12 protein-coding genes are annotated in these 12,239 nt (G+C 68.2%); 8 read left to right on the top strand and 4 right to left on the bottom strand.

The genetic code is table 11. The features are described from left to right. The first annotated feature begins 15 nt into the window (after nt 1-15). The 7 genes from GJG85_RS01485 to GJG85_RS01455 all read left to right on the top strand — a co-directional run bounded on the left by GJG85_RS01485 (nt 16) and on the right by GJG85_RS01455 (nt 7,553). Nucleotides 16-702, top strand: a complete 687-nt coding sequence (locus GJG85_RS01485; protein ID WP_011546659.1) for an orotate phosphoribosyltransferase — start codon at nt 16-18, stop codon at nt 700-702. A 239-nt stretch (nt 703-941) separates the two neighbouring features. Then, on the top strand, nt 942-1,538 hold the full coding sequence (locus GJG85_RS01480; protein WP_050011860.1) for a YbhB/YbcL family Raf kinase inhibitor-like protein: 597 nt from the start codon (nt 942-944) through the stop codon (nt 1,536-1,538). A gap of 216 nt (nt 1,539-1,754) precedes the next feature. Then, complete coding sequence (locus tag GJG85_RS01475; protein WP_050011859.1) at nt 1,755-2,327, top strand: flavodoxin family protein; 573 nt, start codon at nt 1,755-1,757, stop codon at nt 2,325-2,327. Between the two features lie 178 nt (nt 2,328-2,505). Further along, the gene (argC, locus tag GJG85_RS01470; RefSeq protein WP_089466425.1) at nt 2,506-3,456 is read left to right on the top strand and encodes an N-acetyl-gamma-glutamyl-phosphate reductase; all 951 of its coding nucleotides are present in this window, start codon (nt 2,506-2,508) and stop codon (nt 3,454-3,456) included. 434 nt (nt 3,457-3,890) lie between these two features. After that, nucleotides 3,891-5,312, top strand: a complete 1,422-nt coding sequence (locus GJG85_RS01465; protein ID WP_204383558.1) for a DUF2957 domain-containing protein — start codon at nt 3,891-3,893, stop codon at nt 5,310-5,312. Nucleotides 5,313-5,459: 147 nt separating this feature from the next. Next, nucleotides 5,460-6,701 carry a DUF2957 domain-containing protein gene (locus tag GJG85_RS01460; RefSeq protein ID WP_204383557.1) on the top strand — a complete coding sequence of 414 codons (1,242 nt, stop codon included), beginning with the start codon at nt 5,460-5,462 and terminating at the stop codon, nt 6,699-6,701. A gap of 18 nt (nt 6,702-6,719) precedes the next feature. Beyond that, nucleotides 6,720-7,553 carry an OmpW family outer membrane protein gene (locus GJG85_RS01455; protein WP_089488059.1) on the top strand — a complete coding sequence of 278 codons (834 nt, stop codon included), beginning with the start codon at nt 6,720-6,722 and terminating at the stop codon, nt 7,551-7,553. A gap of 190 nt (nt 7,554-7,743) precedes the next feature. Here GJG85_RS01455 and GJG85_RS01450 read toward each other — a convergent pair whose 3' ends face one another. Beyond that, nucleotides 7,744-8,673, bottom strand: a complete 930-nt coding sequence (locus GJG85_RS01450) for a LysR family transcriptional regulator (protein ID WP_050011854.1) — start codon at nt 8,671-8,673, stop codon at nt 7,744-7,746. Nucleotides 8,674-8,767: 94 nt separating this feature from the next. Between GJG85_RS01450 and GJG85_RS01445 the strand changes: the two genes are divergently transcribed. Next, a complete protein-coding gene (locus GJG85_RS01445) occupies nt 8,768-10,057 on the top strand; it encodes an MFS transporter (RefSeq protein WP_089488057.1) in 1,290 nt (429 codons plus the stop codon). An 89-nt stretch (nt 10,058-10,146) separates the two neighbouring features. On the opposite strand, the gene GJG85_RS01440 is transcribed toward GJG85_RS01445, so the two are convergent. From GJG85_RS01440 to GJG85_RS01430, 3 genes are all read right to left on the bottom strand, one after another. Next, a complete protein-coding gene (locus GJG85_RS01440) occupies nt 10,147-10,785 on the bottom strand; it encodes a LysE family translocator (RefSeq protein ID WP_050011852.1) in 639 nt (212 codons plus the stop codon). 76 nt (nt 10,786-10,861) lie between these two features. Next, nucleotides 10,862-11,731, bottom strand: coding sequence for an NAD(P)-dependent oxidoreductase (locus GJG85_RS01435; protein WP_089488056.1), 870 nt, complete (start codon nt 11,729-11,731; stop codon nt 10,862-10,864). Nucleotides 11,732-11,910: 179 nt separating this feature from the next. Continuing rightward, nucleotides 11,911-12,144 (bottom strand): hypothetical protein, encoded by a 234-nt coding sequence (locus GJG85_RS01430; protein WP_012327737.1) that lies wholly within the window; start codon nt 12,142-12,144, stop codon nt 11,911-11,913. Nucleotides 12,145-12,239: the final 95 nt, after the last annotated feature.

The raw sequence follows: 12,239 nt of genomic DNA, 5'->3' as shown, positions 1-12,239 counted from the left end.
ACCCAAGGAATGCCCATGACAGGCTACGATCGTCAGTCGATCTCGGATACGACCGCCAAAATCCTGCTCGAAGTGCAGGCGGTGCACTTCAATGCCGAAAAACCGTTCATCTTCACGTCCGGCTGGGCAAGCCCCGTCTATATCGACTGCCGCAAGCTGATCTCGTATCCGCGCGTGCGCCGTGCGCTGATGGAAATGGCGGAAACGACGATCACGCGCGACATCGGCTTCGAGCAGATCGATGCGGTGGCGGGCGGCGAGACGGCCGGCATCCCGTTCGCGGCATGGATCGCGGACCGGATGATGGTGCCGATGCAGTACGTGCGCAAGAAGCCGAAGGGTTTCGGCCGCAACGCGCAGATCGAAGGCCATCTCGAGGAAGGCTCGCGCGTGCTGCTGGTGGAAGACCTGACGACCGACAGCCGCAGCAAGATCAACTTCGTCAACGCGCTGCGCACCGCGGGCGCGACGGTGAACCACTGCTTCGTGCTGTTCCACTACGACATCTTCAAGGAAAGCGTGTCGGTCCTGAAGGACATCGACGTCGACCTGCACGCGCTCGCCACGTGGTGGGACGTGCTGCGCGTCGCGAAGGCGTCGGGCTACTTCGAGACGAAGACGCTCGACGAAGTCGAGAAATTCCTGCACGCACCGGCCGAATGGTCGGCCGCGCACGGCGGCGCGACGGCCCCGAAGGAATGACGCCACGCCGGCGCACGCGCCGGCACACTGGCTGAAGAGCCGCCTGCTTCATCGCAGGCGGTTTTTTTTCGTCTGCCGACTAGCGCGCTGACCGATCGCGATCGCGGGCGCCGGTGTGCGTCGCTCATCGAACCCTAATGCTAGACTTGACCCATCGCCGCCCTCAGCGGCGCGGGCAACACACAACGCCAACAATGCCGGGCGCCGCGGCCCGGCCCACGTGACGGGAGAAACGCCATATGCGTGTGGATCGCCGGATCACTCCGCCTGCGCCATCGGGCCGCCCGTCTGCGTTCCGCCTCCCCGCCCTCCTGTGCGCTGCCGTTTTCGCGGCGCTGCCCGCGCATGCGGAAGGCCCGTTCACCGTGACGAGCGACGACCTGACGCCCGGCGCCCGCGTGCGGGCCGCGAACGTGTTCGACCGCGGCGACTGCAAGGGCGCGAACCGCTCGCCGCAACTCGCGTGGCGCAACCCGCCGCCCGGCACGCGCGGCTACGCTGTCACGGTCTTCGATCCCGATGCGCCCGGGCATGGCTGGTGGCACTGGGCCGTCGCGGGCATTCCGGCGACCGTCACGAGCCTGCCGGCCGACGCGAGCGCATCCGGCTTCCTGCGCCGCATCGGCGCGAGCGAGGCACGCAACGACTACGGGATCGACGGCTACGGCGGCCCGTGCCCGCCGCCCGGCAAGCCGCATCGCTACGTGATCACCGTCTACGCGCTCAAAGGCACCGACCTGCGCATTTCGCAGGGTCGCCCCGCGCCGATGTTCGAGCACGAGATCGGCACGCTCGCGATCGGCACCGCGCAACTCACGGTCACTTACGGCCAGTAGCCGCACGGCGTCTCGCCTGGCAGTGGCGCCGCGATTGCAGACCGCCGCGAATTTCGGTGCGCCGCACGCGCACGTTGTCTCGTCATTTCGGCTTGCTAGACTCGTCGTCACCGGTCGCGGCATCCCCTGCCGCGCGACCGTCGCGCCGCCTGCCGGCGACGCGTGACGCGGCGAGCCGGCGGCCCGCCGTTCCCGTCCCTTTCCGGAGAACGCTTCATGTCGAACATCGTCATCGTCTATCACAGCGGCTACGGTCACACGCAGAAACTGGCCGAAGCCGTGCACGCCGGCGCGCAGGACGCCGGCGCGACCGTGCGCCTGATCGCCGTCGGCGACCTCGACGACGCAGGCTGGGCCGCGCTCGACGCGGCGGACGCGATCGTCTTCGGCGCGCCGACCTACATGGGCGGCCCGTCCGCGCAGTTCAAGCAATTCGCCGATGCCACGTCGAAAGCGTGGTTCACGCAGAAATGGAAGGACAAAATCGCCGCGGGCTTCACGAACTCCGCGACGATGAACGGCGACAAGTTCTCGACGATTCAATATTTCGTCACGCTGGCGATGCAGCATGGGATGGTGTGGGTCGGCACGAGCCTGATGCCGGCGAACTCGAAGGCGGCCACGCGCAACGACATCAACTATCTCGGCGGCTCGACGGGCCTGCTCGCGCAGTCGCCGGCCGATGCGACGCCCGACGAAGGGCCGCTGCCGGGCGACCTCGAGACCGGCAAGGCATTCGGCCGGCGCGTCGCCGAAGCGACCGCCCGCTGGGACGCCGGCGCCCGCTGAGCGCGCGCGTTCCCCGGCCCGCGCACGTACCGGCGGGCGTCAAAGGGACACGAAGATGGGCACGAAGACGGCCCGCCGGCCGTCTTTTTTCGCCCCGCGCGCTGCAGTGCCGCCGGATGACGTCTTAAAATGGCGGTTTCAGGGCGCCGCGGCTCCCGTTTCATTCAGTGAGAGCGAAATGAGCACCAAAGTTTTTGTCGACGGCCAGGAAGGCACGACCGGCCTCAAGATCTTCGAATACCTGTCGGCACGCAGCGACATCGAGATCCTGCGCATCGAGGAAGCGAAGCGCAAGGACGTCGACGAGCGCCGCCGCCTGATCAACGCGTCGGACGTCACGTTCCTGTGCCTGCCGGACGTCGCGTCGCGCGAATCCGCGTCGCTCGTCGAGAACCCGAACACCACGCTGATCGACGCGAGCACCGCGTTCCGCACCAGCGCCGACTGGGCGTACGGCCTGCCCGAGCTGACCCGCGCGCAGCGCGAGAAGATTCGCACGTCGAAGCGCATCGCGGTGCCCGGCTGCCACGCGTCGGCGTTCGTGCTCGCGATGCGGCCGCTCGTCGATGCGGGCATCGTCGCGCCGACGTTCGCCGCGCACAGCTACTCGATCACCGGCTACAGCGGCGGCGGCAAGTCGATGATCGCCGAGTACGAAAGCGCCGCGCCGGGCGGCAAGCTCGCGAGCCCGCGCCCGTACGCGCTCGGCCTCGCGCACAAGCACCTGCCGGAAATGGCCGCGCACACGGGCCTCGCGCACGCACCGATCTTCACGCCGATCGTCGGCCCGTTCCTGAAGGGCCTCGCGGTGACGACCTACTTCACGCCCGAGCAGCTCGCGAAGCGCGCGACGCCGCAGGACGTGCAGCGCGTGTTCGCCGAGTACTACGCGGACGAAGCGTTCGTGCGCGTCGCGCCGTTCGATGCGGACGCGAACCTCGACGGCGGCTTCTTCGACGTGCAGGCGAACAACGACACGAACCGCGTCGACCTGTTCGTGTTCGGCAACGCGGAGCGCTTCGTCACGGTCGCGCGCCTCGACAACCTCGGCAAGGGCGCGTCGGGCGCCGCGATCCAGTGCATGAACCTCAACATCGGCGCGGCCGAGGACGCGGGCCTCAAACGCTGATTCAACATCGCATGCCATGCAAAGCCGGCCGTTGGCCGGCTTTTTATTTACCCGTATCAGGCAATATATAAAAACACCGCGCCGCGCATTTACAAATATTTACAAGCTTTCCATTGCGCGATTACAAGTAGATTAATTCGCCCCTTCCTTATCCAGTCAATCCCGAATAGGGATAAACCGGATACCCGTTGATTTAAACGCTGCCGTTATACGCCAGAAGGTGCTGCGAGAGCGTGCCGGACGTCGCGTATCCCCCACTCCGGCAGCTTTCGGTAGCCCGTTCCGCGTTTAAATTCTTACCGTTTGCCTTATTGGGCAAGCATTCAATTCGCAGATCCCGTTTCAATCGCCTTTTTTAGACGGGTTCATCAATTGACAGCAAAAACACAGGCAGCGACATTAGCTCGCACAATTAAACGATTGGAGACAGCGGCATGTCGCACACCTTATCGAAGGGGGTGGCAACGGCCTTTGCCATTGCCCCTTTCCTGGTTGCATGTGGTGGGGGGGACTCAGGCGGCGCGCTCGCGCCGATCAACGCGCCCCAATGTTCCGGCTCGAGCTGCGGCACGCAAGGGCAGCCGCCTTCGCAACCGATCAACGGCGCACTGTGCCCGGCCAACGCGGATATCGTGAAGAGCACGTATCTCGGCGGCGCGGGTAGCGGCGAGATCGTCAGCGTCAACATCGACGCGGTCGCGATGACGTACACGCTCAAGTGGCTCGAATCGCCGATTCCGCTGAAGACGGGCACCGTCACGCCGAGCCGCGTCGGCACGACGATCACCGGCAAGGTCATCCATCCGCCGACCGGCACGCTGCCGACCGCCGAGCAGACGCGCTGCGCGTTCGTCCTCACGCCGGGCACCGGCCCCGCGCCGGATGGCTCGACCTATTCGACGGCCGCCGACTTCAACCAGGCGAACCCGCCGATGCTGCTGGTCGGCATGGGCGTCGCGGGCGGCGGCATTCCGGGCGCGACGATCCAGTACGACGGGCTGACGATCATCCCGGGCGTCGTGCAGAACGTCGGCCAGGTGCCGAACCGTCACTTCGACTTCTATCCGTTCCTCGGCTTCGCAAACACGACGACCGATCTGTCAAAACTGCCGGGCACGTACAACGCGCTGCTCTACCACCTCGTGCCGTCGGGCAACTACGCGACGAAGGGCTCGACCTCGAGCGAGACGTTCGACGCGAACGGCGCGTGCACGTCGAGCGGGTCGGGTGGCTGCCAGACGACCGGCGATCCGTGGAAAACGAGCGCGAACGGCGGCTACTTCGACAGCGCCAAGGCACCGCAGACGCTGCCGCAGACGCAACTGCCGATCGTCGGCGCGACCGGCAAGTCGGCCACCGCGCACCTGGTGATCGGCCAGCTCAACGGCGCGACGGTGCCGGTGATCGTGCGCACGGGCAACGTGAACCTCGGCACGCCGCCACTGCACCTCGATGCGCAGGTCGACGACGAATCGGGCATCGCGGTGCTCGGCGCGGCGACGGCGATCACGTCGGGCGCGATCGATGGCGGCTACGCGGGCGCGGACTCGAACTTCAAGTACACGGCCGCACTGATCCGCGGCGGCAACGCGTCGTTCATCAACCCGTCCACGCAGGCCGAGGAAGACGGCTTCACGCTCGACTACGGCCAGACGACACCGGGCCTGCTGAACGCGAAAACCGCCCCGCCGAGCGGCGCGAACTACCCGTCCGTATCGGGCGTGGTGATCGCGACGGGCGGGCTGTACGCGGCGCTGATCCAGGGCACGGTGAACGGCGGCGTCACGTCGACGTCGGCGAATTCGACGACGTCATCGACCCCGTACTTCGGCGTGGGCGCGCAGATCAGCAAGTAGCGATCGGGGACGCGGCGGCCGGCCTGCCGCCGCGTGACGCAGGGAAGGCACGAAGGCGCCCGGCACGGCGCCAACAAGACGAGCACGACCAACAGAAGCGGCCGACAGGGAGCTGGCCGCCGCACAAGACAAATCTGGAGGAGCAACATGAAGCGCAACCTCATTCTGGCGGCGGCCTTTGCCGGCCCCCTTCTTTCCGCCTGCGGCGGCGGCAGCGACAACCCGCCGCCGCTCGTCGAAGAGCGGCTTTGCCCTGCCACGCTCGACTACAACACCGTGTTTACGGGCGGCGCGGGCAGCGGCGAACTCGCGAAGGTCCAGCTCGACACGACCAAGATGACCTGGCAGGTCACCTATGTCGAATCGGCGGTGCCGCAAAAGACCGGCACCGTCACGCCGACCCGCGCGGGCACCGTCGACAGCGGCACGCTCACGCAGGAAACGCTGCTGCCGACCAACAAGCTGAACCAGTGCGCGTTCCGCCTGAACGGCGCGAGCCTCGATGCGTCGCGTCCGGCGCGCATCTTCGTCGGCTTCGGCGTCGCGGGCGGCACGATTCCCGGCAAGGAGATCCAGTTCGACGGCGTGCTCGGCCAGGCCGCGGTGCCCGACACGAAATTCCCGTACTACCCGTTCATCGGGTTCTCGTCGATCGAAACCGACATCACGAAGGTCGCGGGTACGTACAGCCACATCGGCTTCGGCGAAGTGCCGTCGCAGAAATTCGGGCCGGCGTCGATCGACGCGAAAGTGACGCTCAACGCGGACGGCACGTGGACCAAGTGCGACACGACCGGCCAGTTCGCCGGCGGCGCGTGCACGCAGCAGGGCACGAACTTCGTGCAGTCGGCCGACGGCAGCGGCGCGTTCCAGTCGAACAACTACGCGAGCCAGCTGAAGCCGACGCTGTCGGCCACGCCGCAGGGCAAGGGCTTCATGGTCGTCGGCAAGCTGCGCAACCAGCTCGTGCCGATCCTCGTGCGCACGGGGGTCGCGAACCCGAACCCGACGCCGGACAGCAACGGCGTGCCGGGCCTGACCGCCGACGACGAATCGAGCATCTCGATCCTCGCGCCGCAGACGGCCGTCGCGGCCGGTTCGCAGAACGGCGAATACATCGGCGTCGACAGCCAGTTCGATTACCGGACCACCGCGCTGATCGACAAGCAGGCCACGCTGCTCGATCCGTTCCAGCCGTCGCAGGCGTCGCTCACGAGAGTGCTCGACCTGGACTACACGCAGAAGGTGCCGGGCACGGTCACGACGATCCATACGGGTTCGGGCAGCACGTCGCCGACCGGCAAGTTCATCTTCTCGGGCGGCGTGTTCGGTTTCCTCGACAACGCGGGATCGACGCCGTATTTCACGATCGGCGCATTCGTCCAGTAAGCGGAGGGGAAAGCCGTGATGAAGAAAACCCTTCTCTGCGCGGCGGCCGGCGCCGCCGCCGTGGCGCCGCTCGCCGCGCACGCGCAGAGCGCCGGCAGCAACGTCGTCACGCTGGGCTGGTTCCACATCATGCCGCAGCAGAGCAGCACGCCGATGACGACCAACGTCGCGCCGACGCCGATCAACACGCCGCTGCGGCTGCCGCCGTCGTTCACATCGGCCGGCACCGGGCTGCACACGAGCGGCGCCGACACCGTCGGCCTGACGGTCAGCCACTTCCTGACCGACCATATCGCGGTCACGTCGGTGGCCGGCGTGCCGCCGGTGTTCAAGGTGTCGGGCCAGGGCACGATCAAGCCGCCGGGGCCGGCCGGCGCGCTCGGCACGCAGAACATCGGGCTGGCCTCGGTCAATCCGATCGTGAAGAGCGTACGGCAGTGGAGCCCGGCGGTGATCCTGCAGTACTACTTCGGGCAGGCGACCGCGAAGTTCCGCCCGTTCCTCGGCCTCGGCGTGTCGTACAACTGGTTCAGCGACCTGCAGCTCAATACGAACTTCATCAAGCAGACGCAGGACAACCTCGGCGCAATCCTCGCGGCGGGCGCGGGCAAGCCGGGTACGACGTCGGTGGAGGCGAAGGCATCGTCGTCGTGGCAGCCGGTGTTCAACGCGGGCCTGCAGTACAACCTGACGGAACACTTCGGGCTGGTCGCGTCGGTGACCTACATCCCGCTGAAGACAACGTCGACGGTGACGATCAAGGCGGCGGACGGCTCGGTGCTCGCCGAGTCGAAATCGGACCTGAAGGCGGACCCGATCATCAGCTACGTCGGGATGACATACAAGTTCTGAGCGCGGCGGCCGTCGGCGAATGGAAATGGAGCGCTGCGACTCAATCGCAGGCAAAAAAAAGCCCGCCTGATCGGCGGGCTGAATCCATATCAGAGGAGACATGGAGGAGACAGGTGCAATCATATCGAATCGGTTTCCGCAATGCAACATTTCCGTAGAGAAAATAAGGATTTTCCCTCGAACGCGGCCTCTACTTCTCCGTCACGGCGCCTGACCCCTTTCCGCTCTCCCGCTCCAGCACCTCGCCCAGTGCGTCGCGCAGCAGCGCGACCGGCCGCATGAGGCGGCCCGGCAGCGTGCCGTGCACGATCCATACGTTGATCCGCGTTTCCAGCCCCGCCGTTTCCACCACCCTCAGCGCATCGCGATGCGCGCTGCGCGCCAGCGCGTTCGGCGGCGCGATGCCGATGCCGGCGCCGCGCGCGACGAGCGACAACTGCAGTTCCGAGCCGAATGCCTCGACCGCGACGTCGAACGGCAGCCCGGCCGCGCCGAGCGCGCGGCTCAGCGCCGAACGCATCCCACAGCCGTCCTGGCTCAGTACCCACGGAAAGCCCGACAGCGTGTCGAGCGACAGCGGGCCGTCCGGCAGCGGGAAATCGCGTGCGGCCACGAGCACCGTCGGCTGCGTGGCGAGCAGCGTCGCCGTCAATGCGTCTGGCAGCGCCGCGCTCGCGGGCACCATCACGGTCGCGACGTCGAGCGCACCGCGCTCGATGCCCTGCACCAGCGCGGGCGACCAGCCGGCCGTCACGCGCAGCGTGAGGCGCGGAAACGCGTCGCGCAGCCGGTCGATCGGCCGCTCCAGCGCGAGTTCGGACAGAAACGGCGGCACGCCGATGCGCAGCTCGCCCGACGGCTCGCTGTCCGGTGTGCCCGCCGCCATCAGTTCGTCGACCGCGCCGAGCACGTTGCGCGCGAGCGCGTAGACGTCGCGCCCGGCGGCGGTCGGCTTCAGCGGCTTGCTCTGCCGTTCGAGCAACGGCACGCCAAGCAGCGTTTCGAGGTTCTGCACGCGCCGCGTCAGGCCCGGCTGCGTCAGGTGGAGCTTCGCGGCCGCGGCGACCATCGACCCGCTGTCGACGACCGCGACGAACGCCTGGAGATCACGCGTATTCAAAACAAACTCGCATAATCATATTAGACATATTTCAATTGTCGCATAAAGATCGGACGCCTACGATGAGCGTTCCTTCGACTCCTCCTGGTTTGCAATGAACTGCCCTGCCAATCGTTGCTCCGCCCCCGTTTCTCCGACCGTCGCCGCGCCCGCGCCGCCTGCACTGAGCACCGGCATGACGCTGTTCTTCGCCGCGACGGTCGGCGTGATCGTGATGGACCTGTTCGCCGCGCAGCCGTTGACCGGCCCGATCAGCGCGGACCTGCACCTGCCGCCCGGCCTCGCGGGCCTCGTCGCGATGCTGCCGCAGCTCGGCTATGCGGCCGGGCTCGCGTTGCTCGTGCCGCTGGTCGACCTGCTCGAGAACCGCCGTTTGATCGTCGCGACGCTCGCCGTCTGCGCGGCCGCGCTCGCGCTGCCCGCCTTCACGCAGTCGGGCACCGTGTTCCTGCTCGCGACGCTCGCGGCCGGCGCCGCGTCGAGCGTGATCCAGATGCTCGTGCCGATGGCCGCGTCGATGGCGCCCGACGCGCAGCGCGGCCGCGCGGTCGGCAACGTGATGAGCGGGCTGATGCTCGGGATCCTGCTGTCGCGGCCGCTCGCGAGCCTGATCGCGGGGTCGGCAGGCTGGCGCGCGTTCTATCTGCTCGCCGCGCTCGCGAACGCGGCGATCGCGGTCGTGCTCGCGCTGCGCCTGCCGGCGCGCACGCCGTCGATCACGGCCAGTTACCGCGCGTTGCTCGCGTCGATGGGACGGCTGCTTGCCGACGAACCGGTGCTGCGCCGGCATGCGCTGTTGGCCGCGCTCGCGATGGCCGCGTTCAGCGCGTTCTGGACCGCCGTCGGGCTGCGGCTCGCGCAGCCGCCGTTCGCGCTCGATCTGCGCGGCATTGCGCTGTTCGCGTTCGCCGGCGCCAGCGGCGCGATCGTCACGCCGCTCGCCGGCCGCGCGGGCGACCGCGGCCACGGCCCGACCGCGCAACGGCTCGCGCACGGCACGATGCTCGCGGCGCTCGTCGTGCTCGGCATCGCCGGCGCAGGCTGGTTCGGCTTCGATGCGCACGCGCATCGCGGCGTCGCGCTCGCGCTGCTGGCCGGCGGCGCGGCGCTGCTCGATGCGGGCGTGATCGTCGATCAGACGATCGGTCGCCGCGCGATCAACCTGCTGAACCCGGCCGCGCGCGGACGCCTGAACGGGCTGTTCGTCGGGCTGTTCTTCGTCGGCGGCGCGCTCGGCGCGGCGCTCGCGGGCAGCGCGTGGGCATGGGGCGGCTGGAGCGCGGTGTGTGGCGTCGGATTCGCGTTCGCCGGCGCGGCGACCGTGTTCGGGCTGGCGACCGGACGCGGGCCCGGCGCGGCGGCGCCGGATCGGCCGCGTGCGTGAGCACTCACCGGTGAAGCGGCGCCCAAAAGCCGAACGCCCCACCCTCTTGCGAGAGATGGGGCATTCGGTACGCCGGGGTCGGCCGGGAATCAGTGACGGACCAGCGCCATCATCGCGCCGAAGCCGACGAACAGCCCGCCCGTCAGCCGGTTGAACACCTTCGCGACGCTCTGGCTCTTCAGCGTGGCGCCGATGCGCGTGCCGAACGCCGCGTAGACGAGATACCAGCTCACCTCGATCACCGCGAACGTGACGACGAGGATGCCGAACTGCGGCAGCGTCGGCTCGGCCGCGTTGATGAACTGCGGCAGCAGCGCGGCCGCGAACAGGATCGCCTTCGGGTTGCTGCCCGCGACCAGGAAGCCGTTGCGGAACAGCGCGACGCGCGATGTCGAGGCCGCTTGCGACGACACCGCATCGACGTCGGCCGCCGGCGCGTCGTCCACGCGCGCGCGCCACGCCTTCACGCCGAGATAGATCAGATAGGCTGCGCCCGCGAAGCGCAACGCATCGAACGTCGCCGGCCATGCTTCGAGCACCGCGCCGAGCCCGGCCGCGGAGACCGCGAGCATCAGCACCAGCGCGCTCAGGCAGCCGGCCATCGTCGCGGACGAGCGCCGCAGCCCGTGGCGCGCGCCGTGCGTCATCACGAGCAGCATGTTCGGGCCCGGAATCGCCGACACGACGAACACCGTCGCCACGAAAAGCCACCACGTATGCAAGTTCATGACTGCCTCTGCCTGAAATGAATGTAGGGAAAACGGACTGTCGATTATGCCGTGCGCACCGCGCTTCTGTCGCGTGTCAGCGGCCCGCGCGGCGCAGCGCGGCCTCGCCGAGCACCGCGAAATCCTGGTCGCCGCCGCCGTGCGCGAGCGCATCGAGCAGGCTGTCGCGCACGACGCTCGCCACCGGCAGCGGCACCGACGTCGCGTCGCCGGCCTCCAGCGCGAGCCGGACGTCCTTCAGCCCGAGCCGCGCCTTGAAGCGCGCGGGCTCGTAGCGCCGCTCGGCGATCATCGCGCCGTAGCCTTCGTAGACGGGCCCCGGAAACACGCTGCTGGTGATCACGTCGAGGAAATCGCGCATCGCGACGCCGTGCGCGCCGAGCAGCGCGGACGCCTCGCCGAGCGTCTCGATCGCCGACGCGAGCGTGAAGTTCGCGGCGATCTTCGCGACGTTCGCGTGCTGCGGCAGCGAGCCGAAGCGCCAGGTCTTCTGGCCGATCGCATCGAACAGCGGCTGCATGCGGTCGATCGCCTCGGCCGGGCCGCCGGCCATGATCGTCAGGCGCGCGGCGGCCGCGACGTCGGGCCGGCCCATCACCGGCGCGGCGACATAGTCGATGCCGCGCGACGCATGCGCGTGCGCGAGCGATTCGGCGAGCGCGACCGACACGGTCGCCATGTTCACGTGGATCAGCCCGCGCGGCGCCTGGGCCAGCAGCGCATCGTCGAACACCGCGCGCGCGGCCGCATCGTCGCCGAGCATCGAGAACACCGCGTCGCCGCGAAACGCGTCGGCCGGCGTGTCGACGATCTGCGCGCCGAATGCCGCGAGCGGCTCGGCCCGCTCGCGCGACCGGTTCCAGACCCGCACCGTGTGGCCCGCCTTCAGCAGGTTCGTCGCGATCGCCTGCCCCATTTCGCCCAGCCCGATAAACCCGAGATCCATGTCTCGCTCCTTCGCTCCGTGAAGCCGCGAGTTAAACACAGATGCCGGCGCGCTGCAGCGCCTGCCGCCGGCCGGGCGCGGTGCGCATTCTGCGCCTGAAAAAACAAAACCCCGCATGCCGGAGCATGCGGGGTTGGCCGACCGATGACCGGCAACGCCGGCCGTGGCGGCGGAACCGCTTAGTTCTGCGTGCCTGCGTCGTTCGTGCCGGCGGCCGATGCGGCTGCAGCCTTCGCCTGGCCCTTCTTCGAGCCGTGGTGCTTCAGCTGGTGCTTCGGCTTGCTGTGATCCTTCTTGGCCGGTGCCGATGCGGCAGCCGACGTGTCGGCTGCCGGCGCGGACGCCTGTGCGAATGCCGAAACCGATGCGAGTGCGAATGCTGCGGCGATGATCGAAGCGAGCGTCTTCTTCATTGTTCTTCCTTTAGCGGAGAAAAAATCAAACGTACCGGTAAGTAAAGATGCGAGGCATTCGCACCGGAGCCCCAGGCCGCGAGGCCGGCTTTCGC

The organism is Burkholderia sp. MS389 (assembly GCF_016899425.1).
Classification (GTDB): Bacteria; Pseudomonadota; Gammaproteobacteria; order Burkholderiales; family Burkholderiaceae; genus Burkholderia; species Burkholderia sola.
This window is presented reverse-complemented; position numbering and strand designations above follow the sequence as displayed.

Coding starts and splice junctions, on each gene's coding strand:
- GJG85_RS01485 (WP_011546659.1), top strand. CDS start 16: ATGACAGGCTACGATCGTCAGTCGATCTCGGATACGACCGCCAAAATC.
- GJG85_RS01480 (WP_050011860.1), top strand. CDS start 942: ATGCGTGTGGATCGCCGGATCACTCCGCCTGCGCCATCGGGCCGCCCG.
- GJG85_RS01475 (WP_050011859.1), top strand. CDS start 1,755: ATGTCGAACATCGTCATCGTCTATCACAGCGGCTACGGTCACACGCAG.
- argC (WP_089466425.1), top strand. CDS start 2,506: ATGAGCACCAAAGTTTTTGTCGACGGCCAGGAAGGCACGACCGGCCTC.
- GJG85_RS01465 (WP_204383558.1), top strand. CDS start 3,891: ATGTCGCACACCTTATCGAAGGGGGTGGCAACGGCCTTTGCCATTGCC.
- GJG85_RS01460 (WP_204383557.1), top strand. CDS start 5,460: ATGAAGCGCAACCTCATTCTGGCGGCGGCCTTTGCCGGCCCCCTTCTT.
- GJG85_RS01455 (WP_089488059.1), top strand. CDS start 6,720: ATGAAGAAAACCCTTCTCTGCGCGGCGGCCGGCGCCGCCGCCGTGGCG.
- GJG85_RS01445 (WP_089488057.1), top strand. CDS start 8,768: ATGAACTGCCCTGCCAATCGTTGCTCCGCCCCCGTTTCTCCGACCGTC.
- GJG85_RS01440 (WP_050011852.1), bottom strand. CDS start 10,785: ATGAACTTGCATACGTGGTGGCTTTTCGTGGCGACGGTGTTCGTCGTG.
- GJG85_RS01435 (WP_089488056.1), bottom strand. CDS start 11,731: ATGGATCTCGGGTTTATCGGGCTGGGCGAAATGGGGCAGGCGATCGCG.
- GJG85_RS01430 (WP_012327737.1), bottom strand. CDS start 12,144: ATGAAGAAGACGCTCGCTTCGATCATCGCCGCAGCATTCGCACTCGCA.